Source organism: Sinorhizobium sp. RAC02, assembly GCF_001713395.1.
Lineage (GTDB): Bacteria > Pseudomonadota > Alphaproteobacteria > Rhizobiales > Rhizobiaceae > Shinella.
The window spans coordinates 1,582,705-1,608,764 of sequence record NZ_CP016450.1 but is presented as its reverse complement, the minus strand read 5'-3'; the positions used below and the strand labels follow the sequence as shown (position 1 = coordinate 1,608,764).

The window sequence follows — 26,060 nt, the reverse complement described above, 5'->3', positions numbered from 1 at the left end:
ACGTCAAAAGCGGGAAAGCAGATATGGCAAAGCTGAAAGTCGACGGAAAAGAAATCGAAGTCCCGGATCACTTCACGCTGCTTCAGGCGTGTGAGGAGGCGGGCGCCGAGGTTCCGCGCTTCTGTTTCCACGAGCGGCTGTCGGTTGCCGGCAACTGCCGCATGTGTCTCGTCGAGGTGAAGGGCGGTCCGCCGAAGCCGGCAGCCTCCTGCGCCATGAGCGTGCGCGACCTGCGCCCCGGCCCGAACGGCGAAGCGCCGGAAGTCTTCACGACCACGCCGATGGTCAAGAAGGCGCGCGAAGGTGTGATGGAGTTCCTGCTCATCAACCATCCGCTCGATTGCCCGATCTGCGACCAGGGCGGCGAATGCGACCTGCAGGACCAGGCGATGGCCTTCGGCATCGACAGTTCGCGCTACTCGGAAAACAAGCGCGCCGTCGAGGACAAGTATATTGGCCCGCTCGTCAAGACGATTATGAACCGCTGCATTCACTGCACGCGCTGCGTTCGCTTCACGACGGAAGTCGCCGGCATCACCGAGCTTGGCCTGATCGGCCGCGGCGAGGATGCCGAGATCACCACCTATCTCGAACAGGCCATGACATCCGAGCTTCAGGGCAACGTGGTCGACCTTTGCCCGGTCGGCGCTTTGACCTCCAAGCCCTTCGCCTTCACGGCCCGTCCGTGGGAACTGAACAAGACCGAATCGATCGACGTCATGGACGCCGTCGGCTCGGCGATCCGCGTCGATACGCGCGGCCGCGAAGTCATGCGCATCCTGCCGCGCGTCAATGAAGAGATCAACGAAGAGTGGATTTCCGACAAGACCCGCTTCATCTGGGATGGCCTGAAAACCCAGCGTCTCGACCGCCCCTATGTCCGCAAGGACGGCCGTCTCCAGCCGGCAAGCTGGGCGGACGCTTTCGGCGCCATTAAGACGGCCGTTGCCGGCACCTCCGGTGACCGCATCGGCGCGATCGCCGGCGACCTCGCTTCCGTCGAGGAAATGTATGCGCTGCGCGAGCTGATGACCGCGCTCGGCTCGAGCAACATCGACTGCCGCCAGGACGGTTCGCAGCTTGACCCGTCGCTTGGCCGCGCCAGCTACCTCTTCAACCCGACCATCGAAGGCATCGAGCAGGCGGACGCTCTTCTGATCGTCGGCTCCAACCCGCGCCTCGAGGCTGCCGTGCTCAACGCGCGCATCCGCAAGCGCTGGCGCATGGACAACTTCCCGATCGGCGTGATCGGCGAACAGGGCGAGCTGCGCTACGGCTACGAATATCTCGGCGCCGGCACGGAAACGCTTTCCGGCCTCGTCGGCGGTTCGGCCAAGTTCGCCGCCAAGCTGAAGAAGGCCGAGCGCCCGATGATCATCGTCGGCCAGGGCGCGCTGTCGCGTGCCGATGGCCTGGCGGTTCTCTCGGCTGTCACGGCGCTCGCAGAAAAAGTCGGTGCGGTAAAGGCGGACTGGAACGGTCTTGCCGTTCTGCACACCGCAGCCTCCCGCGTCGGCGGCCTCGACCTCGGCTTCGTGCCGGGTGAGGGCGGCAAGACGGCGGCCGACATGCTTGATGGCACCGACGTGCTCTTCCTGCTCGGCGCTGACGAAATGGATTTCGCCAAGAAGACCGCCTTCACGGTCTATATCGGTTCGCACGGCGACAATGCGGCGCATGTCGCCGACGTCATCCTGCCGGGCGCGACCTACACCGAGAAGTCGGGCACCTGGGTCAACACCGAAGGCCGCGTCCAGATGGGCAGCCGCGCCGGCTTCGCACCGGGCGATGCCCGCGAAGACTGGGCTATCCTGCGTGCACTTTCCGACGTGCTCGGACACACGCTGCCGTTCGATTCGCTCGTGCAGCTGCGTGCAAAACTCCATGCCGCACACCCGCATTTCGCCGCGATCGACGAGATTGCGCGCGGTGAAATCGCCGATCTTTCCGCACTTGCGAAAAAAGGCGGGACGATGGCGAATTCCGGGTTTGCGTCTCCGATCAAAGACTTCTATTTGACGAACCCAATAGCGCGCGCCTCGGCGGTCATGGCCGAATGCTCGGCGCTTGCCCGCAATAATTTCAAAGCCGCGGCGGAATGAGCGCGAAGGAATAAGACGTTATGGACGCTTTCATTTCGACCTACGTTTGGCCTGGCCTGATCATGGTGGCCCAGTCGCTTCTGCTGCTGGTCGCGCTGCTGGTTTTCATCGCCTATGTGCTTCTCGCCGACCGCAAGATCTGGGCCGCCGTGCAGTTGCGTCGCGGCCCGAACGTCGTCGGCCCGTGGGGTCTGTTCCAGTCCTTCGCCGACCTCTTGAAGTTCGTCTTCAAAGAGCCGGTGATCCCGGCAACCGCCAACAAGGTGATTTTCCTTCTGGCGCCGCTCGTCTCCGTGACGCTGGCGCTCGCTACCTGGGCGGTCGTGCCGCTCAACGACGGCTGGGTGATTGCCAACATCAATGTCGGCATCCTCTACATCTTCGCGATCTCGTCGCTTGAAGTGTATGGCATCATCATGGGCGGCTGGGCTTCGAACTCGAAGTACCCGTTCCTCGGTGCACTCCGTTCCGCAGCGCAGATGGTCTCCTACGAAGTCTCGATCGGCTTCGTCATCGTCACCGTTCTGCTCTGCGTCGGTTCGCTGAACCTGACGGACATCGTCAACTCGCAGCGTGACGGCGTCGGCACGATGATCGGCCTGCCGGGCTCGTTCCTCGACTGGCACTGGCTGGCGCTGTTCCCGATGTTCGTGGTGTTCTTCATCTCGGCGCTGGCCGAAACGAACCGCCCGCCCTTCGACCTTCCGGAAGCGGAATCCGAACTAGTCGCCGGTTTCATGGTCGAATACGGCTCGACCCCGTACATGATGTTCATGCTCGGCGAATATGCCGCCATCTGCCTGATGTGCGCTCTGACGACGATCCTCTTTCTCGGCGGCTGGCTGCCTCCGGTCGACGTCTGGTTCCTCAACTGGGTCCCGGGCATCATCTGGTTCGTTCTGAAGGCATCCTTCGTCTTCTTCATGTTCGCGATGGTGAAGGCTTTCGTGCCGCGCTACCGCTACGACCAGCTCATGCGTCTTGGCTGGAAGGTTTTTCTTCCGATCTCGCTCGCCATGGTCGTTATCGTTGCATTCGTGCTGAAGCTCACGGGCTGGTCCGCATGAGGACCACCCTGACCATCAGCAGCATTGGAGCTTGAAATGGCTAGTCTCTCACAAGCCGTAAATTCGCTGTTCCTCAAGGAATTCGTCGGCGCGTTCTTCCTGTCGATGCGCTACTTCTTCCGCCCGAAGGCGACGGTGAACTATCCCTTCGAAAAGGGGCCGGTTTCTCCGCGCTTCCGCGGCGAACACGCGCTGCGCCGTTACCCGAACGGCGAAGAGCGCTGCATCGCCTGCAAGCTCTGCGAAGCGATCTGTCCCGCTCAGGCCATCACCATCGAGGCGGGTCCCCGCCGTAATGACGGCACGCGCCGCACGGTGCGTTACGACATCGACATGGTGAAGTGCATCTATTGCGGCTTCTGCCAGGAAGCCTGCCCGGTCGACGCCATCGTCGAAGGCCCGAACTTCGAGTTCGCGACCGAGACGCGCGAAGAGCTTTACTACGACAAGCAGAAGCTGCTCGAGAACGGCGATCGCTGGGAGCGGGAAATTGCCCGCAACATCGCTATCGACTCGCCTTACCGCTGATCGGCGGAAAGGCAAAATGAACTTGAAGTGCCTGACGAAAGGATCGTCAGGCTTCGACGGGGGAGGGGGACCTTCTCCGGGGAAGACGAAAAGGCACCAAAATGGGTCTGCAGGCTCTATTCTTCTATCTCTTCGCCTTCGTGGCGGTGGCGTCCGCCTTCATGGTGATTGCGTCGAGGAACCCGGTTTATTCCGTGTTGTTCCTGATCCTCACCTTCTTCAATTCGGCGGGCCTGTTCCTGCTGACGGGCGCCGAGTTCCTGGCGATGATCCTGCTCGTCGTCTATGTCGGCGCGGTCGCGGTTCTCTTCCTCTTCGTCGTGATGATGCTCGACATCGATTTCGCCGAGCTACGGTCCGGCGCGCTTGAATATGCTCCGGTCGGCGCGCTGATCGGTCTCATCCTTGCGGCCGAGCTTGTCATCGTCGTTGGCGGCTCGACCTTCTCGCCGGAAATCGCCAGCAACATTTCGATGCCGATCCCGCCGGTCTCCGAGCGGACGAACACGGCCGCCCTCGGCGACGTGCTCTATACGCATTACATCTACTTCTTCCAGATCGCCGGCCTCGTGCTGCTCGTCGCGATGATCGGTGCGATCGTGCTGACGCTGCGCCACAAGCCACATATCAAACGCCAGAACATCTCGCAGCAGGTTGCCCGCACGCCGGAAACCGCTGTCGAGGTCGTCAAGGTGAAGCCCGGCCAGGGCATCTGAGGCAGCGCGGGACCAAGGAAAAACATTATGGAAATCGGTATTTCCCACTATCTCACCGTCAGCGCCATCCTCTTCACCCTGGGCGTCTTCGGCATCTTCCTGAACCGGAAGAACGTCATCGTCATCCTGATGTCGATCGAGCTCATCCTGCTGTCGGTCAACATCAACATGGTCGCGTTCTCGGCCTTCCTGAACGATATCGTCGGCCAGGTCTTCGCGCTGTTCATTCTGACCGTCGCGGCTGCGGAAGCGGCCATCGGTCTTGCAATTCTCGTCGTCTTCTACCGCAACCGCGGTTCGATCGCCGTCGAAGACGTCAATATGATGAAGGGCTGATCGGGTCATGGATACCATCATCAAGGCAATCGTCTTCCTTCCTTTGACCGGCTTCCTGATCGCCGGCATCGGCGGCAATGCCATCGGCGCCAAGGCGTCCGAATACGTCACCTCCGGCTTCATGATCCTGGCGGCAGTCCTGTCTTGGATCGTCTTCTTCGACGTCGCGATGGGCGAGACGGAGATGGTCAAGGTCAGCGTGCTGCGCTGGATCCAGTCCGGCGGCTTCGATGTCGAATGGGCGTTCCGCGTCGATACGCTGACGGCCGTCATGCTCGTCGTCGTGAACTCGGTCTCGACGCTCGTGCACGTCTACTCGATCGGCTACATGCACCACGACCCGCATCGGCCGCGCTTCTTCGCCTATCTCTCGCTCTTCACCTTCGCCATGCTCATGCTGGTGACGTCGGACAACCTTCTCCAGATGTTCTTCGGCTGGGAAGGCGTGGGCCTGGCGTCCTACCTGTTGATCGGCTTCTGGTACAAGAAGCCGTCGGCCTGCGCTGCCGCCATGAAGGCCTTCATCGTCAACCGCGTCGGCGACTTCGGTTTCATCCTGGGCATTTCCAGCGTCTTCGTGCTGTTCGGCTCGATCAACCTGGAGACGATCTTCGCCACCGCCGCGACCTACCTGCCGGCCGAAGGTGCAGCGGATGCGACCGCGTCCGTCATCAACCTCTTCGGCATGACGCTCGACAAGTCGCATGCGCTGACCGCCACCTGCCTGCTGCTCTTCATGGGCGCGATGGGCAAGTCGGCACAGTTCCTGCTGCACACCTGGCTGCCGGACGCCATGGAAGGCCCGACCCCGGTGTCAGCCCTCATCCATGCCGCCACCATGGTCACCGCCGGTGTCTTCCTCGTCGCCCGCATGTCGCCGCTGTTCGAACTGTCGCACACCGCTCTCATGGTTGTGACGCTCGTCGGTGCTATCACCGCTTTCTTCGCGGCGACGGTCGGTCTCGTGCAGAACGACATCAAGCGCGTCATCGCCTATTCGACCTGCTCGCAGCTCGGCTACATGTTCGTCGCGCTCGGCATCGGCGCTTATGGCGCGGCGATCTTCCACCTCTTCACGCACGCCTTCTTCAAGGCGCTCCTGTTCCTTGGCGCCGGCTCGGTCATCCACGCCGTCGATGGCGAGCAGGACATGCGCTACATGGGCGGCTTGCGCAAACACATCCCGATCACCTTCTGGATGATGACGATCGGCACGCTGGCGCTGACCGGCGTCGGCATCCCGGGCACGGTCATCGGTTTCGCCGGCTTCTTCTCGAAGGACGCGATCATCGAATCGACCTTCGCTTCGCATAGCCCGGTCGCCGGCTTCGCCTTCGTGATGCTGGTCATCGCGGCGCTCTTCACGAGCTTCTACTCCTGGCGCCTGGCCTTCATGACCTTCTTCGGCAAGCCGCGCGCCTCCGCTGACGTCATGCACCATGTGCACGAATCGCCTGCCGTCATGCTGATCCCGCTCTATCTGCTGGCCGCCGGTGCGGTTGTGGCGGGCGTGATCTTCGTCGAGTATTTCTTCGGGCATCACTATGCCGAATTCTGGCAGGGCGCCCTGTTCACGCTGCCGGAAAACGAGCTGGTCAACGAGTATCACCACGTCCCGCTCTGGGTGAAGTGGAGCCCGTTCGCCGCCATGGCCATCGGTTTCGTCACCGCCTGGTACATGTACATCCGCTCGCCGGAAACGCCGAAGTACCTCGCCGAGCAGCATCGCGGCCTCTACCAGTTCCTGCTCAACAAGTGGTACTTCGACGAACTGTACGACTTCCTCTTCGTTCGTCCCGCCATGCGGATCGGCAAGTTCCTCTGGAAGAAGGGTGACGGCTCCGTCATCGACGGCCTCGGCCCGAACGGCATCGCCGCCCGCGTCATGGACGTCACGGATCGCGTCGTGCGCCTCCAGACCGGTTACCTCTATCACTACGCATTCGCGATGCTGCTGGGTATTGCAGCACTCGTCACCTGGATGATGCTCGGGAGCTCCCTCTGATGACCGATTGGCCCATTCTTTCAGCGGTCACCTTCCTCCCGCTCGTCGGCGTGGCGCTTCTGCTGCTGACGCGGGAAGACAGCCCGTATGGCCGCCGCAACATCCTGAACGTGTCGCTGCTGACGACGGTCTTCACCTTCGTGCTCTCGCTGTTCATCTGGATCGGTTTCGACAACGCGAATCCCGGCTTCCAGATGGTCGAGAAGGCCGAATGGCTGGGCACCGGCATTTCCTACCATCTCGGCGTCGACGGCATTTCCATGCTGTTCGTCATCCTGTCGACCTTCCTGATGCCGTTCTGCGTGCTCGCAAGCTGGCATTCGGTCGAGAAGCGCCTGCGCGAATACATGATCGCCTTCCTGCTGCTGGAAGTGTTCATGGTCGGCGTCTTCGTGTCGCTCGACATCGTGCTGTTCTACGTGTTCTTCGAAGCCGGCCTCATTCCGATGTTCATCATCATCGGCGTGTGGGGCGGCAAGGATCGCGTCTACGCCTCCTACAAGTTCTTCCTCTACACGCTGCTCGGCTCGGTGCTGATGCTGCTCGCCATCATGGCGATGTACTGGCAGGCAGGCACGACGGACATCACGGAACTGCTCGCCTATAACTTCCCGGCCCATATGCAGACCTGGCTGTGGCTCGCCTTCTTCGCCTCCTTCGCGGTGAAGATGCCGATGTGGCCGGTGCATACCTGGCTTCCGGACGCGCACGTCCAGGCGCCGACGGCGGGCTCGGTCATCCTGGCCGGCGTTCTCCTGAAGCTTGGCGGCTACGGTTTCATCCGTTTCTCGCTCGCCATGTTCCCGCTCGCTTCGGATTACTTTGCACCCTTCGTCTTCGCGCTGTCGGTCATCGCCATCATCTACACCTCGCTGGTGGCGCTGATGCAGGACGACATCAAGAAGCTGATCGCCTATTCGTCGGTCGCCCATATGGGCTACGTCACCATGGGCATCTTCGCGGCGAACGCGCAGGGCCTTCAGGGCGCCATCTTCCAGATGCTGTCGCACGGCATCGTCTCCGGCGCGCTCTTCCTCTGCGTCGGCGTCGTCTATGACCGGCTGCACACCCGTGAGATCGCGGCCTATGGCGGCCTCGTCAACAACATGCCGAAATATGCCGTCGCCTTCATGATCTTCACCATGGCAAACGTCGGCCTTCCCGGCACTTCGGGTTTCGTCGGCGAATTCATGACGCTGATCGGCATCTTCCGCGCCAATACCTGGGTGGCGCTGTTCGCTACCACGGGCGTCATCCTTTCGGCCTCCTACGCGCTCTGGCTCTATCGCCGGGTGATCTTCGGTGCGCTCGAGAAGGAAAGCCTGAAGTCGCTTCTCGATCTCGATGCGCGTGAGAAGCTGCTGCTCTATCCGCTCCTGATCCTCACGATCTTCTACGGTGTCTATCCGGCGCCGGTATTCGATGCGACGGCGGCCTCGGTCGACGCGCTGCTCAATAACTACTCCGCGGCTCTGCAGGCGGCGCAATCCGTTGCGCTGACGGCGAACTGACGACGGGACCCAAGACATGACTGCTGATACAATCCTCGCCAGCCTTCAGCTCTCGACCCCGGAGATCATTCTCGCCATCGGCGCGCTTGCCTTGCTGATGATTGGTGTTTTTTCCGGCGAACGCTCGGGCACGACCGTCACCGGCCTTGCCGTCGCGCTGCTGATCATCTCCGGCCTCTGGCTGGTGCTCGCCACGGGTGAGGGCCAGGCCTATGGCGGCGCCTTCGTCTCCGACGCCTTCGCCAAGTTCATGAAGGTGCTGGCACTGATCGGTTCCATCACCGCCATGGTGATGACCGTCGGCCATGCCCGTTCGGAACAACTCGACCGTTTCGAGTTCCCGGTCCTCATCGTGCTGTCGACGCTCGGCATGTTGCTGATGATTTCGGCCAATAGCCTGCTGTCGCTCTATCTCGCGCTGGAACTCCAGTCGCTGGCGCTCTACGTCGTCGCCGCGATCAACCGCGATAGCCTGCGCTCGACGGAAGCCGGCCTGAAGTACTTCGTGCTCGGCGCCCTTTCCTCGGGCATGCTGCTCTACGGCATGTCGCTGGTTTATGGCTTCACCGGCCAGATCGGCTTCCAGGAAATTGCAGCTGCCCTGACGGCAGAAGGCCGCTCGCTCGGCCTCGTCTTCGGCCTGGTGTTCATCCTTGCCGGCCTCGCCTTCAAGATCTCGGCCGTGCCGTTCCACATGTGGACGCCGGACGTCTACGAAGGCGCGCCGACCCCGGTCACGGCGTTCTTTGCCGCTGCGCCCAAGGTCGCCGCCATGGCCATGCTGGTGCGTATCGTTATCGAGGCTTTCGAGCCCGTCGTTGCCGACTGGCAGCAGGTCATCGTGTTCATCTCGATTGCCTCCATGCTGCTCGGTTCCTTCGCGGCAATCGGCCAGCGCAACATCAAGCGCCTGATGGCCTATTCCTCGATCGGCCACATGGGCTATGCGCTCGTCGGCCTTGCCTCCGGCTCCATGGCCGGCGTGCGCGGCGTCGCACTCTACATGCTCATCTACATGGTCATGACGCTCGGCACCTTTGCCTGCATCCTCGCCATGCGCCGCAAGGAAGGCGGCAATGTCGAGAACATCGACGATCTTGCCGGTCTGTCCTCGACCAATCCGTTCATGGCGACCGTGCTGACGATCCTGATGTTCTCGCTCGCCGGCATCCCGCCGATGGCAGGCTTCTTCGCCAAGTACTTCGTGTTCATGGCGGCGATTGAAGCGCATCTCTATGCGCTTGCCATCATCGGCGTGCTCGCCTCGGTCGTCGGCGCCTACTACTACCTGCGCATCATCAAGGTGATGTGGTTCGACGAGGCGACCGGCGAATTCGCCCGCACGGCCGGCGAACTGAAACTGGTTTTCGGTCTCTCCGGCCTGTTCGTTCTCGGCTATGTGCTGATCGGCGGCCCGATCGGCGCCGCCGCTGAAACCGCGGCACGGACCTTCTTTTGAGCGGGTCCGGCAATCCTCGGCGGATGTCACTCGATGACTTTCGCCATGAGGCGCTCAGCGATGTGGGCTCGACCAATACGGAATGCCTGGAGCGCGCCCGAAAGGGCGCGCTTTCGGGTCTCTGGATCACTGCGCAACGGCAGACGGGTGGGCGCGGCCGGCGCGGCCGGGCATGGTTTTCCGAGCCCGGCAATCTCTATGCCTCTCTGCTGCTGATCGACGCCGCCCCCCTGGAGCGACTGGGTTCCCTACCGTTGGCGGTTGCCGTGGCCGTGCAGGGTGCAGTGAGCCGCATCATGCCGCTCGATGCCCCCGATGTGGTGATCAAGTGGCCGAACGATATTCTCATCGACCGCCGCAAGGTCTGCGGCATCCTGATCGAAGGCGAAACGTTGCCAGATGGCCGACATGGGCTGGTGATCGGTATCGGCATCAACGTGTCGGTGGCGCCGGATGCCGGGCTCTACCCGGTCGCGACGCTGCGTGATTTCGGTGCCTCCGCTTCCCCAGACGAATTGTTCGCCCATCTCTTCCAGTCGATGGCCGAAACGCTGTCGCTCTGGGACAGCGGACACGGGATTTCGGCCATCATGGAACGCTGGAAACAGGTGGCTGGCGGCATCGGCGAAAACATAACGGTCAATCTTCCCGACCGTTCTATTTCCGGGCGCTTTTCTGGAATTGATGATACAGGTCTCCTGAAACTGGAGACGGATGATGGCGGCACGCGACTGATCGCGGCCGGCGACGTGTTTTTTGGATAGGACTTTCTGAACCCGATGGCAAAAGAAGACGAACTGGTATTCCTGCCGCTTGGCGGCGTCGGCGAAATCGGCATGAACCTGGCGCTCTACGGCTATGGCCCGAAGGCGAACCGCCAGTGGATCATGGTCGATTGCGGCGTCACCTTCCCCGGGCCGGACCTGCCGGGCGTCGATCTGGTGCTGCCCGATATCCGCTTCCTCGCGAAGGAACGTGAGAAGCTCAAGGGCATCATCATCACCCATGCGCACGAAGACCATTATGGCGCGCTGAACGATCTCTGGCCCGGCCTCAACGTGCCGGTCTATGCCTCGCCCTTCACGGCGGGCATGCTGGAAGCCAAGCGAAATTACGAGCGCAGCCGCACCGAAATCCCGGTCACCATCTTCAAGCAGGGCGACCGCATCAATGTCGGTCCGTTCGAAATCGAGGCGATCGGCGTCAACCACTCCATTCCCGAGCCGATGTCGCTGGCGATCAAGACGCCGCTCGGCACCGTCATTCATACGGGTGACTGGAAGATCGACCTCGATCCGTCGCTCGGGCCGCTGACCGACGAGGCCCGCTTCCGCAAGCTTGGCGACGAGGGTGTGCTGGCGCTGATCTGCGACAGCACCAACGCGCTTCGCGACGGCGTTTCGCCGTCGGAGCGGGAAGTCTCGGAGAGCCTCACCAAGATCATCGAGTCGTCCGAGGGCAGGGTGGGCATCACCACCTTCTCCTCGAATGTCGGCCGTATCCGTTCGATCGCGCAGGCTGCCGAAGCCGCCGGGCGCGAGGTGCTGCTGCTCGGCAGTTCCATGAAGCGCGTGACCGAGGTCGCGCGCGATATCGGCCTGATGGAAGGGCTGAAGCCGTTCATCGCGGAAGACGAGTTCGGCTACATCCCACGCGACAAGGTCGTCGTCATCCTGACGGGCAGCCAGGGCGAACCGCGTGCCGCGCTCGCCAAGATCGCCCGCGACGAGATGCGCAACGTCGCCTTCACGGACGGCGACACGATCATCTTCTCCTCGCGCGCTATTCCGGGCAACGAGAAGGCGATCAACGACATCAAGAATGGCCTGGTCGAACAGGGCATCAACGTGATTACCGATAGCGAGGCACTGGTGCACGTCTCCGGCCATCCGCGCCGGACGGAACTGCAGCAGATGTACACATGGACGCGCCCCAAGATGGTCGTGCCGGTGCATGGCGAGGCAGTGCACCTGACAGCGCATGCCGAGCTTGCCGAACAGTCCGGCATCGCCAAGGTCCCCCGCGTGCGCAACGGCGATGTCCTCAAGCTCGCACCGGGCGAGCCCGAGGTTGTCGACCACGCGCCGTTCGGCCGCATCTTCAAGGATGGCAGCCTGATCGGCGACTATGAGGAAATGGGCATCGGCGATCGCCGCAAGCTCGCTTTCGTCGGCCACGTCGCCGTCAGCATCCTGCTCGACAGCCGCTTCGACTTCATGGGTGATCCCGAAGTCGAGCCCTTCGGCCTGCCGCAGTTCGATGACGAAGGCGAGGATATGGGCGACACCCTCTATGACGCCGTGCTCGGGGCCGTCGAAAGCATTCCGCGCGCGCGCCGAAAGGACCTGGAAATGGTGCGCGAGGCCGTGCGCCGCGCCGTCCGCTCCACGGCAAACGAGATCTGGGGCAAGAAGCCCGTCGTTACGGTCTTCCTGACGAAAGTCTGATTCCCGATTTTGCGGCTGGATGATACCGGGGATGCGAAATCCCCTCATCCGGCTCTTCGGGCCACCGTCTCCCGAGAGGAGAAGGGGGACTTCAGACGTCTCGTTTTCTCCCTTCTCCCCAGCGGGGAGAAGGTGCCGGCAGGCGGATGAGGGGGCCTGTTCCAACGCCTAGCCCCATAAGAGGAGACAGCCATGCTCGGTAAGGTCAACCACATTGCCATCGCCGTGCCGGATCTTGCTGCCGCCACCGCAACCTATCGTGACACGCTGGGCGCCAGGGTTTCCGAACCGCAGGCCCTGCCGGAGCATGGTGTGACGGTGGTGTTCGTCGAACTGCCGAACACCAAGGTGGAATTGCTGGCGCCCCTCGGCGACGCCTCGCCGATTGCTGCCTTCCTTGAGAAAGCGCCGGCAGGCGGCATGCACCATATTTGCTACGAGGTGGATGACATTCTCGCTGCCCGCGACCGGCTGGTGGCGAGCGGCGCCCGTGTGCTTGGCGACGGCAATCCGAAGACGGGCGCGCATGGCAAGCCGGTGCTCTTTCTCCACCCCAAGGATTTTTTCGGAACGTTGGTCGAACTCGAAGAGGTGTGACAGCACGCCGCCCTTCAGCCATTTGAACTTCACCCGCGACCGGCGTACAAGACCGCCTGTCGCACGAGGGCTCGTCCATGCAGTGGTTTTCCTTTTTTGCCGTCTACTTCATCGTCTGGTGGTTGACGCTTTTCGCCGTCCTGCCTTTCGGAATGAAGACCCAGGGCGAGGCGCAAGAGATTGTGCCTGGCACGGTGGAAAGCGCGCCCGCGCGATTCCGCGGTGGCCGGGTGATGCTCATCACGACGCTGATCTCCGCCATCATCTATGGCTGTTGGTATGTCGTGTCGGTGCGCCTCGGCTATGGCATCGACTCCATCCCTCAATTCATGCCGAATTTCAAATAAGCGGCCGCCGCAAAGGTTAACGGCCGTTCACCTGGTGAAAGCAAGCCATTCCCCGTCTTCGGGGTCGGGGAGAATAGTCTTCCGTTTGGCGATCGTCAGATTGCGCCGGAAAAAGCCCGCCTGCAGCCCGTGCCTGCCTTTGAGTCATGCAAACCGGTCCGGATTTTCTCACCATGCGTGAGGCGGAGTGTCGCAGCGCGCGACGGTGTGCGTCTTTGACGCATGGACCCCAGGCGAGAAGTTGATAAAGCGAAAGTCTAATGGGAAAAAGGCAAAAAAAACAAGGCTAAAAGCCTTGTTTTACAGGTATCGCGTGATCTCTATCCGTTGTGCGGTGGCAGCGTCTACGCGCGCCTAAGATCTGATCCTCCCAAGACTTGACCGCGAAATGGCAGGAATTTGTACTTCCTGCCTGTTTTGTGACCTGAAACTAGCCCAAAGCTTAGGCGTTGTCATCCGCTTTTTTTGCATTTTTGCTACAGTGGAATAAAATTTTTCCGTTGACAACCTATGCGCAATTTCTGTTATTGACGCCCCCATTTTTCCGCCACATTTCTCGGAACGGCACTGCGCCTGTGCGTCGTGCTTCGGCCTTGCATGCCTGCTTGGCCTGCCGGGTTCCCTTCCTGCGGCGAAGCGTTTATGAACGCGTGAAAATCAACGTCATTTTGCCCGATTCCCCGAATAGGGCGGATCAGTCCCGCTGGAAACCGATATGCGCCTTTCACGCTTCTTCCTGCCCATCCTCAAGGAAAACCCCAAAGAGGCCGAGATTGTCTCGCACCGGCTCATGCTGCGTGCCGGCATGGTCAAGCAACAGTCCCAGGGCATCTATACCTGGCTGCCGCTGGGCAAGCGCGTGCTGGACAAGGTGAACGCCATCATCCGCGAGGAGCAGAACCGCGCCGGCGCCGTCGAGCTTTTGATGCCGACGCTGCAATCCGCCGAACTCTGGCAGGAGAGCGGTCGCTACGACGCCTACGGCAAGGAGATGCTGCGCATCAAGGACCGCCAGGAGCGCCCGATGCTCTATGGCCCCACCAACGAGGAAATGATCACGGACGTCTTCCGTTCGTACGTGAAGTCCTACAAGGACCTGCCGCTCAACCTCTACCATATTCAGCTGAAATTCCGCGACGAGATGCGCCCGCGTTTCGGCACCATGCGCTCGCGCGAATTCCTGATGAAGGACGCCTATTCCTTCGACCTGACGCGTGAAGGCGCCGAGCATGCCTATAACCGCATGTTCGCGGCCTATCTGCGCACCTTCTCGCGCATGGGTCTGCGCGCCATTCCGATGCGCGCCGATACCGGTCCGATCGGCGGCAATCTCAGCCACGAATTCATCATCCTTGCCGATACCGGCGAGTCGGAAGTCTTCTGCCACAAGGATTTTCTGAATTTCGACGTTCCCGGCCTCGACACCAATTTCGAGGATGTCGCCGGTCTGCGCGCCATCTTCGAAAAGTGGACTTCGCGCTACGCGGCGACCTCCGAAATGCATGACGCTCCCGCTTTCGATGCGATTGCGGAAGGCGAACGTCTGTCGGCCCGCGGCATCGAAGTCGGCCACATCTTCTATTTCGGCACGAAGTATTCCGACGTCATGGGCGCCAAGGTCCAGGGTCCCGACGGCAAGGAGCACGCCGTGCATATGGGCTCCTACGGCATCGGCCCGACGCGCCTCGTGCCCGCGATCATCGAAGCCTCGCATGACGAGAACGGCATCATCTGGCCAAAGGCCGTAGCGCCCTTCGAGGTGATCGTCATCAACATGAAGTCGGGCGATGCGGCCTGCGACGCCGCCTGCGAGACGATCTATGGCGCACTCTCGAATGCCGGCATCGACACGCTCTATGACGACAAGGACGAGCGCGCCGGCGCCAAGTTTGCGACGGCCGACCTCATCGGCGCCCCCGTGCAGGTCATTGCCGGTCCGCGCGGCGTTGCCACGGGCGAAGTCGAAATCAAGGACCGCAAGACCGGCGAACGCGAGACGCTGACCATCGAGGCGGCGATCAACCGCCTGACGTCCGGCAATTGATGCGCCGCGCCGGGGCAACGGGAGGGGACCATGGCTGACGCAGCGAGCGGGACAACCGAGGCTCAGGCCTACAAGAAGAACCGCCCCTTCTCCGCTTTCGAGCGGATGGTCGCCTGGCGCTACCTGCGCTCCCGGCGCAAGGAAGCCTTCATCTCGGTCATCGCCGGCTTTTCCTTCATCGGCATCATGCTGGGGGTCGCGACGCTCATCATCGTCATGGCCGTCATGAACGGCTTTCGCACGGAGCTGATCTCGCGCATCCTCGGCATCAACGGCCACATGATCGTCCAGCCGATCGATACGCCGCTGAACGATTTCGCCAAGCTGGCAGAGCGTCTTTCCGCCGTTCCGGGCGTCACCATGGCGATCCCGCTTGTCGAGGGCCAGACGCTGGCGCAGGGCACGGCGGGCGGTGGCACGGGCGCGCTGGTGCGCGGCATCCGCGCTGACGACCTCGCCAAGATGAAGGCCGTTTCGGATCATTTCAAGGAAGGCGACCTCGTCGGCTTTGCCGCCGGCGGCGGCGTTGCGATCGGCTCGCGCATGGCCGAACAGCTCGGCCTCAGCGCCGGCGGCCAGATCACGCTGGTTGCTCCCGAAGGGGATGTCACGCCGCTTGGCGTCAATCCGCGCGTGAAAACCTACACTGTCTCCGCCATTTTCGAGATCGGCATGTCGGAATACGACTCGTCGATCATCTACATGCCCTTGGAAGAAGCGCAGCTCTATTTCAACTCAGAAGGCGTCGTGCAGTCGATCGAGCTGTTCGTTTCCAATCCGGATGCCATCGACGATCTGCGCCAGCCGATCGAGGCGGCGGCCGAACGGCAGATCTTCATCACCGACTGGCGCCAGCGCAACCAGACCTTCTTCTCGGCCCTGCAGGTCGAGCGCAACGTGATGTTCATGATCCTGACGCTGATCGTGCTCGTCGCCGCGCTCAACATCATTTCCGGCCTTATCATGCTGGTGAAGGACAAGGGCAGCGACATCGCGATCCTGCGCACGATGGGCGCCACGTCCGGCGCGGTCATGCGCATCTTCTTCATGACGGGCGCGGCGATCGGCACGGTGGGCACGTTTGCCGGCGTTCTGCTCGGTGTCATCGTCTGCCTCAACGTCGAATCGATCCGCCAGTTCTTCTCCTGGATTTCCGGTACGACGTTGTTCAATCCTGAACTCTATTTCCTGAGCCAGCTTCCGGCCGACATGAACGCCGGCGAGACGGTTTCGGTCATCCTGATGGCGCTGGTGCTTTCGTTCCTCGCGACGATCTTCCCCGCCTGGCGTGCCTCCAAGCTCGATCCGGTCCAGGCCCTGCGGTACGAATAGGAACAAGAACGCCATGAACGCGCGCCTCGCTTTGGAACTCAAGGGCATCGAACGGCACTACGGCCAGGGCGAAACCCTGCTGTCGATCCTCAGGGGCGCGGATTTTGCGCTGCGGAGTGGCGAGACGGTTGCCCTCGTCGCACCGTCCGGCACCGGCAAGTCGACCCTGCTGCACATTGCCGGCCTGCTCGAAAAGCCGGATGCCGGCGAGGTCTTCGTCAACGGTCATTCCTGTGCCACGCTGTCCGACGACCAGCGCACGACGATCCGTCGCAACGAGATCGGCTTCGTCTACCAGTTTCATCACCTGCTGCCGGAATTCACCGCGCTGGAAAACATCATGATGCCACAGCTGATCGGCGGCCTCACGAAGGTCGAGGCGCGTGAACGCGCCGCCCAGCTGCTCGACTACATGCGCATCGGCCACCGTGCCGATCACCGCCCGTCGGAGCTGTCCGGCGGCGAACAGCAGCGCGTGGCGATCGCCCGCGCCGTCGCCAATGCGCCCCTGCTGCTGCTTGCCGACGAGCCGACCGGCAACCTTGATCCGGAAACCGCCGGCTACGTCTTCGAGGCGCTCGAAGCGCTGGCGCGCCAGTCCGGCCTGGCGGCCCTCATCGCCACCCACAACCACCAGCTCGCCAGCCTGATGGATCGTCGCGTGACGATCGAGGACGGGCTCGTGCGCGAGCTCGCCTGAACGGACGGCCTGATATTTTGGCCATCCTGCGCGTCATGCGTTGCCGGCGTTAGTTGTCCAATCCGCAAACTGACCGCGGTATGCTGTTGTTCCAATCCTTGAGCAGGACGAATTGCGCCTTGTCCGCGACGGCTTGGCCATTCCGCTTGCCCTTGCCCGTCAGCACGTTTAGGTCGCAGTCGTTCGTGCGGTTTTCTCCGCCGTCCTCTGCAATGGTGTCGTAGGCTGAATACGTATAACCGGCCACGATGAAGTCGAAATTGCGATAGGCGATGGTGAGCGTCTCGCGCCAGCGCTCCCGGCCGATCGAATCGTTCTTCGTCGTCAGCGTGAACGAGCCGTTGCCAAGGGCGGCCAGCTCCGGCTCCTGGCCATACATCGTCAGATTGCCCCAGACCGTGTTCGGCAGGGATAGCGCCAGCGTCAGCCGGTTCTCTTCCGGCTTGGCGACGTAGACATAAAGCCCGTTGTCATCGCCGCCGTCGTCGCCCGGCGTCGCCACCACGGCAAGATCCGGCGTACCGTCCTTGTTCCAGTCGCCGCTCGCCATGGCGATGATGCGGTCCGCCGGAAAATCTGCGGCGGCCGAAAGAGCGGGCAGGGCAGCCGACAGCATGAGGGCGGCAATCAACAACTTCATCTTTATTCCTCCATTGGTCGAGGCGACCTTATTGCGCTGGCGAACGCCGGTCCAGTGGGCCTGTGAAAAGCTATTGACACGAGAACAAGAATAGAACAAACTAGAAACATAAAAGGAAAGGGAGCCATAATGACCGATTTCTTTCGTGACCTTGCTGCATTCGCCTCCATGGCCATGTTCGTCGCCAGCTTCTCCGTCATCCTCTTCGGAATCTGATATTTCCTGGTTCGTCGTCTGAATACCGGGCCACGCGGCGTGGAAACCGGGTGCAATGCAAAGAACCGTCTGGACGAGACGGGTGCGAATCCGCTTAAGCTTCTTTCCTTGAAATGAAGGAAGAAGCCGATGGCGAGTGAAGCCCCAAAGACGGAGAGCGGAACAACCGCGCAGACACCGCAATTTGTGCATCTGCGCGTGCATTCCGCCTTTTCGCTGCTGGAAGGCGCCTTGCCGATCAAGAAGATCATCGGCAAGGCAATGTCGGACCAGCAGCCGGCCATCGCCATCACCGATACGAACAACCTGTTCGCAGCGCTGGAATTTTCGCAGAAGGCGATCGGCGACGGCATCCAGCCGCTGATCGGCTGCCAGCTGTCGATCGATATGGAAGACGAGGGCGAAGGCGAGCGCCGCGGAGGGCAGGCGCAACTTCAAAAGCTGCCGTCGATCGTTCTCCTTGCCGCAACCGACGCCGGTTATGTCCGCCTCGTCGACATTGTCAGCCGTGCCTATCTCGGCGGCGAGGGCAGCCAGGCGGTCCGCATCGCCTATAGCTGGCTGGAAGAGGAAGGTGCCGAGGGACTGATTGCGCTCACCGGCGCGCGCGGCGGTCCGATCGATATGGCCTTCCTGTCCGGGCAGCCTCCCGTAGCGCGGGCGCGGCTGGATGCGCTGAAGCGGGTGTTCGGCGACCGGCTTTATATCGAACTGCAACGCCACGGCCGTTATGACAAGCAGCATGAACGGCGCATGGTCGAATTGGCCTATGCGGAGGATGTGCCGCTGGTCGCGACCAACGAACCGTTCTTCCCGGCGCCGGACGATTACGACGCTCATGATGCGCTGATGGCGGTGGCGCACAATGCGATGGTCTCGGACGACAACCGCTTCCGCCTGACGCCCGACCACTACCTCAAGAGCCGCAAGGACATGGCAAAGCTGTTTGCCGATTTGCCCGAGGCCCTGGAAAACACGGTCGAGATCGCGAAGCGCTGCTCCTTCGTGCTGAAGACACGCAACCCCATCCTGCCGCGCTTCACCGGGGCGACGGATGATCCGGACGAGGCGGATCGCGCCGAATCGGCGGAACTTCGCCGCCAGTCCGTGGAAGGTCTCGAGAGCCGTATGGCGCTGCTCGGCCTGACACCCGGTTATACCGAGCAGGATTATCGGGAACGGCTGGACTTCGAGCTGGGCGTCATCGAGCGCATGAAGTTCCCCGGCTACTTCCTGATCGTTGCCGACTTCATCAAATGGGCCAAGCAGCAGAACATTCCCGTCGGTCCCGGCCGCGGCTCGGGCGCGGGCTCGCTCGTCGCCTATGCGCTGACCATCACCGACGTTGATCCGCTGCGCTTCTCGTTGCTCTTCGAACGCTTCCTCAACCCGGAACGCGTCTCGATGCCCGACTTCGACATCGACTTCTGCCAGGATCGCCGCGAAGAGGTGATCCGCTACGTGCAGCAGAAATACGGCCGCGAGCAGGTGGCGCAGATCATCACCTTCGGTTCGCTGCAGGCGCGCGCGGCACTGCGCGACGTCGGCCGCGTGCTGGAAATGCCCTATGGCCAGGTCGACAAGATCTGCAAGCTCGTACCGAACAACCCGGCCAACCCGACGCCGCTCTCCAAGGCGATCGAGGAGGAGCCGAAGCTCCAGGAGGAGGCGGACAAGGAGCCGGTCGTCGCGCGCCTGCTCGACATCGCCCAGAAGATCGAAGGCCTCTACCGCCACGCCTCGACCCACGCCGCCGGCATCGTGATCGGCGACCGGCCGCTGTCGCAGCTCGTGCCGATGTACCGCGATCCGCGCTCCGACATGCCGGTCACCCAGTTCAACATGAAATGGGTGGAGCAGGCGGGGCTCGTAAAATTCGACTTCCTCGGCCTGAAGACGCTGACAGTCTTGAAGACCGCCGTGGATTTCATCCGCAAGCGCGACATCGAGGTGAATCTCGAAAGCCTGCCGCTCGATGATCAGCTGACCTACGAGATGCTGTCGCGCGGCGAGACGGTTGGCGTGTTCCAGGTGGAAAGTGCCGGCATGCGCAAGGCGTTGATCGGCATGCGGCCCGACTGCATCGAGGACATCATCGCGCTCGTGGCACTCTACCGCCCGGGCCCGATGGAAAACATCCCGGTCTACAATGCCCGCAAGCATGGTGAGGAGGAGATCGAGTCGATCCACCCGACGATCGACCATCTGCTCAAGGAAACGCAGGGCGTTATCGTCTACCAGGAGCAGGTGATGCAGATCGCCCAGGTCCTGTCGGGCTACTCGCTCGGCGAGGCCGACCTGCTGCGTCGCGCCATGGGCAAGAAGATCAAGGAGGAGATGGACAAGCAGCGCGCCCGCTTCGTCGATGGCGCCGTCAAGAATGGCGTGTCCAAGCCGCAGTCCGACCTTATCTTCGACCTGCTCGCCAAGTTCGCCAATTACGGCTTCAACAAGTCGCACGCCGCCGCCTACGCCATCGTTTCCTACCAGACGGCCTATCTGAAGGCGCATTACCCGGTCGAGTTCCTCGCCGCGTCGATGACCTACGATATGTCCAACACGGACAAGCTGAACGACTTCCGGCAGGATGCCGGCCGTCTCGGCATCGCGGTCATCCCGCCCTCCGTGCAGACGTCTTTCGCGCATTTCGAGACCGGCGAAAACCGCATCTATTATGCGCTCGCCGCTATCAAGGGTGTGGGTGAAGCGGCGGTGCAGCACATCGTCCAGATCCGCGGCGACATGCCGTTCAAGAGCCTTGAGGATTTCTGCACGCGCATCGATCCGAAATTCGTCAACCGCCGCGTTTTCGAAAGCCTGATCATTGCCGGCGCTTTCGATTGTTTCGGGCATGACCGCGCTGCCATGATCGCCGGCCTTGACCGGTTGCTGGGTGCTGCCCAGCGCGCGCAGGAGAACAAGACAAGCGGGCAGGGCGACATTTTCGGCATGGGTGCTGCCACAGGGCCGGAGGTCATCACGCTGCCGTCCTATACGCCCTGGCTGGCCTCCGAAAAACTGCACCGCGAATTCCAGGTGCTCGGATTCTTCCTGTCTGCCCACCCGCTCGACACCTACGCGCCGATCCTCTCGAAGATGCGCGTGCAGACCTTTGCCGACTTTGCCGTGGCGGTGAAGCGCGGGGCGACGGCCGGCCGCCTTGCCGGTACGGTGACATCGAAGCAGGAGCGCAAGACGCGCACCGGCAACAAGATGGGCATCGTCGCCTTTTCGGATTCATCCGGCCAGTTCGAGGCGGTGCTGTTTTCCGAGATGCTCAACCAGTACCGCGATCTGCTGGAGGCCGGCAAATCGCTGGTCATGACCGTGCAGGCGGAAGAGCGCCCGGAAGGCATCGGCCTGCGCATCCAGACGCTGCGTTCTCTGGAGGAGGAATCGCTCCAGACGCAGAAGGCCCTGCGTGTTTACGTTCGCGATTCCGGCCCGCTGCGCTCCATCGCCGCTCACCTGAACACCAAGGGAGACGGCCTCGTTTCCTTCATCGTCATCAAGGAAAACGGCCAGCGCGAAATCGAGGTGGAGTTGAACGACCGCTTCCGCATCTCCGCCGAAATCGCCGCCGCCATGCGCTCGACACCCGGCGTGCTGGACGTGGAGCTGGTCTAGATTCTTGTTTTTCCGCATCATCCGACGCCGAAGCGATGTCGCTTCGGCTGGAAATGTCCTAGGCCGGCAGGGGGGCGGGATTTCCCAAGGCGCGCTTCAGGTGTCGCGCAACTCTTGTTCGTGCGCCGCGATCTGCGCGTAGGGAACGGGTCCGTAGATTTCTCCCGGCTTCTGTCCCGCCAGGATGTACCCGGTCTTCGCTTTCGCCAGTATCAGGATTTCATCGCCTGCGGTCACGCGGAAGGCCGGATGGGGAATGCCGTCGTAGCCGCCGCAGGGCTGGATTGTGCAGTGGATTGCCAAGGGGCGGGCGCGGCTGAGCAGGAGATCGGCCGCGGCTGCAACGGGCTCCTCTGCAATGAAGGCGACGAAGCGGTCTATGTCGACTTTTCTCGCCGACCCGATAAGCGCGGTCGCCGTCACGTTGACATCCCCGCCTTCAAATCGAAGCGCGTAGAGGCGAACGTCGCCACCGTTGTAAACCGCGCCGCGCAGCCCGAAACTTGTCTGGATGACCCGGGCATCCTGATAACGCCCGTCAAGCGCGATCATCTGCACGTTCCCGTCGTCGAGCAGCGTTTCATCTGCATCGTCAGCGGCCAAGCCTAGGGCGAGATGGGGGCGATCGGAAAGAGATTGCCGGAATGTCTCGACACGCGCCTTTGACAGGCGGGACGATCGTTTGGGGTTCGACAGGGCGCTTTGATCCCAGGCCGCGTTGAAATCAGCGTGCTCGAGGATGCGAATATCCGGCCATGTCCTCACCCAGGCTGCGGCGAGATCTGTTGCGGGGTCGTCCACATCGGCCGTCCGGAAGCGCGCATCCAACCGGTCAAGCGCTGGGTCCCGTCCACCCGTAAAGCCGGTCTGAGCGGATGCGCTCTCCGGATTGGCGGCAACCCATAGGGCGAGTTCGTGCACCAGGGCGGCCTGCGAACGTGCGCCCATCGCCATCAGACCTGCTTCGGCGTTTGCGGAAATGGCTTGCACCCGTGCCCCGCAGTTATGAACGAATTGGCTATGCCCGCCGTTGCAAACCTGCGCGATGTAGAAATCTGCATGATAGAGATGGACAAGATGAGGTGGCAGCTCTTCAGGGCGATAGAAGCCTTGGGTGAAGAGGTGATTGACGAAATCCACCACGGCCGCAACGAGCTCACCGGCATCCGCTGCACGTTCGCTGGAAACCGGAATGATTCGTGATGGCGGGGGCGCGGTTGCACGTCTGCCGAACACCTTGCCGAACATGATGCCTCCCTCAAACCTTGCGCACGACACTACTTCAGGCAGGAGACCGTGCCAAAGCCGATCTCATTGCCCGCGTCAGTTCACGACCGTGATTGACGATTGCTTCTTTTTCTTCGGCTTCTTGCCGCTTTGAACAGCCGAGGCCTCCGCCTTCTGCACCTTCCGGGTCACGGTAATGAAGTCCGTACCGTTGCCGGTCTCTCCGCCAAGGTCGGTGTCGGAGATGGAGAGGGAGACGCCTTCGCCCATCAGACCGGAAATCCGCATCCGCGTGTCATCCGGGATATCGAGACGGTCGAGTGTACTGGCGAGCGCGTCCGATGCGGAGGCATCCGCTTCCGTGGCGATGCCGAGGCGTTTCAGGGTTGCCTTCGGGAGCTGGTTGTCCATGCTCACGCCGTACCATTCCGCCGTGCCCTTGTCGGCATCGACCGCGCGGGCGATGAGGAAATGCGTGCCGAGCGCGATTTCGGGATTGCGGATGGTGATCGGCGCTTCCAGCAGCGGCTTGAATTTCTGGCGCACGAGGATCTGGCCGTTCGGCGGCGTGCCCTTGCCGGCCTTGGCATAGACGGCGGCGATGAGTTCCGGTGTGACGGTGCCATCATCCGTGAGGCCTTCCGTAAGCTGGAAGGCACGAATGGCGGCCACGGTCTGTTTGCCGTGCAGCCCGTCCGGCACACCGGCGTCATAACCGAGCGACGTCAGCAGACCTTGGAGATCCATCATCATTTCGCGCTCGCCGCGGCGGGTGATGAGAATGCGGATCGGGTCGCGCTCCATCCGCTCGATGACCGGGGTCATGACCTCCGGCTTCGGATCGGTCATCGCAACCTCGACGCTCTTGTCGCCGGCTTCGATCAGGCTCGGGCGCAAGCCCGCCTCCGAGAGCAGCGGTGTATCCGGCAGAACGACGACAGGCTTGAACAGGGCCGCGTGCAGGACCCGCTGCGGCACGATCTCGCGGTCGGTGATCAGAACGTGACCGCCGCGGCGTGTGGTGCTGAACAGCGTCTTGGCAAAATCGTTCGGCAGGCGCACGCAGCCATGCGAGGCTGGGTAGGACGGCACGCTGTTGGAGGCGTGCAACGCGATACCCGACCATGTCAGCCGCTGCATGAAGGGCATCGGTGCGCTGTCATAGAGGTTGGAAAAGTGCGTACGCTTCTTCTCGATGATGGAGAAGATGCCGGTCGGCGTTGAATGGCCGGCCTTGCCGGTGGAAACGCGCGACGTGGCGATCACCACCCCGCCGTCATAGATTTTCAACTCCTGCAGGTCCTTCGATACGATGATCTGGAGCGGACCTTCGAGCGTGCCGCCGAGCGCGGTTCCGCAGCTCAGCACTAGACCCAGAATGCTCATGCCAGCGGCGATACGAAACTTCATGTGACCCATCCGTACGCAATACAAACCGCCGGGAAGCGTAAGGCATCCGGTTTAAGGAAGATTTATGCTTCCGGCAGCCGGGGTTTGTTAGCCATGCCAATGCTGGGGAAAACGTGGGGCTGGCGCCGCTTATTCGGCAAATACGCGCCATTTTCAGAGCAAACCGGCCTCACATTTTCGTGACTTCTGATTTGCGTGGCCGGCGCATCAGTTCTTCGCCATCACGCGGGCGGGAGGTGACGTGCGAATAGTCTTCGACCTGCCGCATAGAGTGACCGTGCATTCTCCTGTCGCGCAGCGCCGTGTTTTCTTTCGCATTCGAATAAAACGTGCCGAAACTCTTGCTGAGCGATATTTACTTTAGTAAGGTATTATTAACGAAGTCGAGGTTGCGCATTTCCATGGTATTGGGGAGCATTCGTTTCAGTATTCTCATGTCTGCCATCATTGCATTGATCGTTTCTGCGCTTCTGGCGTGGAAGCCGGTGGCGTGAGATCGATCTTAGGGGGAAAACAAATGGCCACTGTAACCTATACAAAGTTTGCGACGGAATATTTTTGGGACATTCTGTCCGAATGGCATGATTATAAACTTGCCGTCAGCAGCGACAAGAAAACCGTTACTTTCACGTTCTCGGATACAGAGGCCGGCTGGACCAAGAAACTGGTGCTGACCGGTACAGGCCTGACGATCGGCGATGGCCTGATCACCGGCGGCACGATCAGCGGCGTCAGCGCACGCAACGAACTGGGGCAGGAAATCTACAAGGTCGCCGGCCTTGCGATCAGGGGCTATGCGTTCCGCGCCGATAATCTCTACGAGGCGAAGGGGCTCCTGCTTGCCGGCAACGACGCCATAACGGGCACTGCCAAGGGCGATGATATCGAGACCGGTGCGGGCAACGACAAAGTCACGGCTGGCGCTGGAGACGACTATATCAAGGATTTCATGGGAGCCGATACCTACGACGGTGGCGCTGACTGGGACGAGGTCGATTATTCGGAGGGTGCTCGCCAACACGGTTGGCTGCCGAGCAAGGGCATTTCGGTGAACATGGTCACCGGTAAGGTGGTCGATGCGTTCGGCTTCACGGACACGCTCAAGAACGTCGAGGGTATTTACGGCACGAACTATGTGGACAAGTTTGTCGGATCGAATGGAGACAACGAATTCGCCGGCTTGGCGGGCAACGATATCATCGATGGCGGCGGCGGCGATTTTGACGGTGTCATGTATCAGCGCGATTACGACCAGGGCGGTAAGGGCAAGGTGCTTGTCGATCTGGTGAAAGGCTACGCGATCGATGGTTTCGGCGACCGGGACACACTCAAGAACATTGAGGAGGTTTCTGGTGGCAGGTCCAACGACACCATTATCGGCAACACGAAGAACAACAATCTGCGTGGCGGCGATGGCAATGACGTCATCAGAGGCGGCGGCGGCGTACAGGACCGGCTGGAGGGGCAGGTTGGCAACGATACGCTCTACGGTACGAAGGGCACCAAGGACTTCTTCGTCTTCCGTGATCGTAGCGACAGGAATCTCGGCACGGACACGGTGAATGCCTTCACGGACGGTGAGGACAAGATCCATTTCCGCAACTTCAGCAAGATCGACTCCCTCTCCGACCTGAAGATCACCCAGTCGGGTGACGACGTGCTCATCACCTTCAGCCATGGCAAGATCATCGTCGACAACATCACGGTGTCGAAGTTTACGGCGGCGGACTTCCTGTTCGAGTAACGAAA

20 protein-coding genes are annotated in these 26,060 nt (G+C 61.6%); 17 read left to right on the top strand and 3 right to left on the bottom strand.

What is annotated here, in order from left to right; all coding sequences use genetic code 11:
• Positions 1-23 precede the first annotated feature (23 nt).
• The 15 genes from nuoG (at position 24) to BSY16_RS07645 (ending at position 17,191) form a co-directional block, all read left to right on the top strand.
• Positions 24-2,102: an NADH-quinone oxidoreductase subunit NuoG gene (gene nuoG / locus BSY16_RS07715; protein WP_069059115.1), complete on the top strand. Its 2,079-nt coding sequence runs from the start codon at positions 24-26 to the stop codon at positions 2,100-2,102.
• A 20-nt stretch (positions 2,103-2,122) separates the two neighbouring features.
• The gene (gene nuoH, locus BSY16_RS07710) at positions 2,123-3,169 is read left to right on the top strand and encodes an NADH-quinone oxidoreductase subunit NuoH (RefSeq protein ID WP_069059114.1); all 1,047 of its coding nucleotides are present in this window, start codon (positions 2,123-2,125) and stop codon (positions 3,167-3,169) included.
• Between the two features lie 36 nt (positions 3,170-3,205).
• Positions 3,206-3,697, top strand: a complete 492-nt coding sequence (gene nuoI, locus BSY16_RS07705; RefSeq protein WP_069059113.1) for an NADH-quinone oxidoreductase subunit NuoI — start codon at positions 3,206-3,208, stop codon at positions 3,695-3,697.
• Positions 3,698-3,798: 101 nt separating this feature from the next.
• Positions 3,799-4,413 carry an NADH-quinone oxidoreductase subunit J gene (locus tag BSY16_RS07700; protein ID WP_069059112.1) on the top strand — a complete coding sequence of 205 codons (615 nt, stop codon included), beginning with the start codon at positions 3,799-3,801 and terminating at the stop codon, positions 4,411-4,413.
• Between the two features lie 27 nt (positions 4,414-4,440).
• Positions 4,441-4,749: an NADH-quinone oxidoreductase subunit NuoK gene (gene nuoK / locus BSY16_RS07695; RefSeq protein WP_069059111.1), complete on the top strand. Its 309-nt coding sequence runs from the start codon at positions 4,441-4,443 to the stop codon at positions 4,747-4,749.
• A 7-nt stretch (positions 4,750-4,756) separates the two neighbouring features.
• Complete coding sequence (nuoL, locus tag BSY16_RS07690) at positions 4,757-6,754, top strand: NADH-quinone oxidoreductase subunit L (RefSeq protein WP_069059110.1); 1,998 nt, start codon at positions 4,757-4,759, stop codon at positions 6,752-6,754.
• Entirely contained in the window at positions 6,754-8,265 is a 1,512-nt protein-coding gene (locus BSY16_RS07685) for an NADH-quinone oxidoreductase subunit M (protein ID WP_069059109.1), read from the top strand. Before nuoL ends, BSY16_RS07685 begins: the two co-directional genes overlap by 1 nt.
• Before the next feature lie 16 nt (positions 8,266-8,281).
• On the top strand, positions 8,282-9,724 hold the full coding sequence (nuoN, locus tag BSY16_RS07680; RefSeq protein ID WP_069059108.1) for an NADH-quinone oxidoreductase subunit NuoN: 1,443 nt from the start codon (positions 8,282-8,284) through the stop codon (positions 9,722-9,724).
• Positions 9,725-9,747: 23 nt separating this feature from the next.
• Positions 9,748-10,488: a biotin--[acetyl-CoA-carboxylase] ligase gene (locus BSY16_RS07675; RefSeq protein ID WP_069059107.1), complete on the top strand. Its 741-nt coding sequence runs from the start codon at positions 9,748-9,750 to the stop codon at positions 10,486-10,488.
• A 15-nt stretch (positions 10,489-10,503) separates the two neighbouring features.
• A complete protein-coding gene (locus tag BSY16_RS07670; RefSeq protein ID WP_069059106.1) occupies positions 10,504-12,171 on the top strand; it encodes a ribonuclease J in 1,668 nt (555 codons plus the stop codon).
• Between the two features lie 192 nt (positions 12,172-12,363).
• Positions 12,364-12,768 carry a methylmalonyl-CoA epimerase gene (mce, locus tag BSY16_RS07665; RefSeq protein ID WP_069059105.1) on the top strand — a complete coding sequence of 135 codons (405 nt, stop codon included), beginning with the start codon at positions 12,364-12,366 and terminating at the stop codon, positions 12,766-12,768.
• 77 nt (positions 12,769-12,845) lie between these two features.
• Positions 12,846-13,115, top strand: coding sequence for a DUF1467 family protein (locus BSY16_RS07660; protein WP_069059104.1), 270 nt, complete (start codon positions 12,846-12,848; stop codon positions 13,113-13,115).
• A 715-nt stretch (positions 13,116-13,830) separates the two neighbouring features.
• The gene (proS, locus tag BSY16_RS07655) at positions 13,831-15,159 is read left to right on the top strand and encodes a proline--tRNA ligase (RefSeq protein WP_069059103.1); all 1,329 of its coding nucleotides are present in this window, start codon (positions 13,831-13,833) and stop codon (positions 15,157-15,159) included.
• Positions 15,160-15,189: 30 nt separating this feature from the next.
• Positions 15,190-16,491, top strand: coding sequence for a lipoprotein-releasing ABC transporter permease subunit (locus BSY16_RS07650; RefSeq protein ID WP_069059102.1), 1,302 nt, complete (start codon positions 15,190-15,192; stop codon positions 16,489-16,491).
• Positions 16,492-16,504: 13 nt separating this feature from the next.
• Positions 16,505-17,191, top strand: coding sequence for an ABC transporter ATP-binding protein (locus BSY16_RS07645; protein WP_069059101.1), 687 nt, complete (start codon positions 16,505-16,507; stop codon positions 17,189-17,191).
• Between the two features lie 49 nt (positions 17,192-17,240).
• On the opposite strand, the gene BSY16_RS07640 is transcribed toward BSY16_RS07645, so the two are convergent.
• Positions 17,241-17,831 (bottom strand): hypothetical protein, encoded by a 591-nt coding sequence (locus tag BSY16_RS07640; RefSeq protein ID WP_069059100.1) that lies wholly within the window; start codon positions 17,829-17,831, stop codon positions 17,241-17,243.
• 345 nt (positions 17,832-18,176) lie between these two features.
• Between BSY16_RS07640 and dnaE the strand changes: the two genes are divergently transcribed.
• A complete protein-coding gene (dnaE, locus tag BSY16_RS07635) occupies positions 18,177-21,674 on the top strand; it encodes a DNA polymerase III subunit alpha (RefSeq protein WP_069059099.1) in 3,498 nt (1,165 codons plus the stop codon).
• A 96-nt stretch (positions 21,675-21,770) separates the two neighbouring features.
• Here the strand turns inward: dnaE and BSY16_RS07630 are convergent, their stop codons facing one another.
• Together BSY16_RS07630 and BSY16_RS07620 are read right to left on the bottom strand one after the other, a co-directional pair.
• Entirely contained in the window at positions 21,771-22,922 is a 1,152-nt protein-coding gene (locus BSY16_RS07630) for a DMP19 family protein (protein ID WP_083242854.1), read from the bottom strand.
• Positions 22,923-22,997: 75 nt separating this feature from the next.
• Positions 22,998-24,311 carry a L,D-transpeptidase family protein gene (locus tag BSY16_RS07620; RefSeq protein ID WP_069059096.1) on the bottom strand — a complete coding sequence of 438 codons (1,314 nt, stop codon included), beginning with the start codon at positions 24,309-24,311 and terminating at the stop codon, positions 22,998-23,000.
• Positions 24,312-24,828: 517 nt separating this feature from the next.
• Between BSY16_RS07620 and BSY16_RS07615 the strand changes: the two genes are divergently transcribed.
• Complete coding sequence (locus tag BSY16_RS07615; protein WP_069059095.1) at positions 24,829-26,055, top strand: calcium-binding protein; 1,227 nt, start codon at positions 24,829-24,831, stop codon at positions 26,053-26,055.
• Positions 26,056-26,060: the final 5 nt, after the last annotated feature.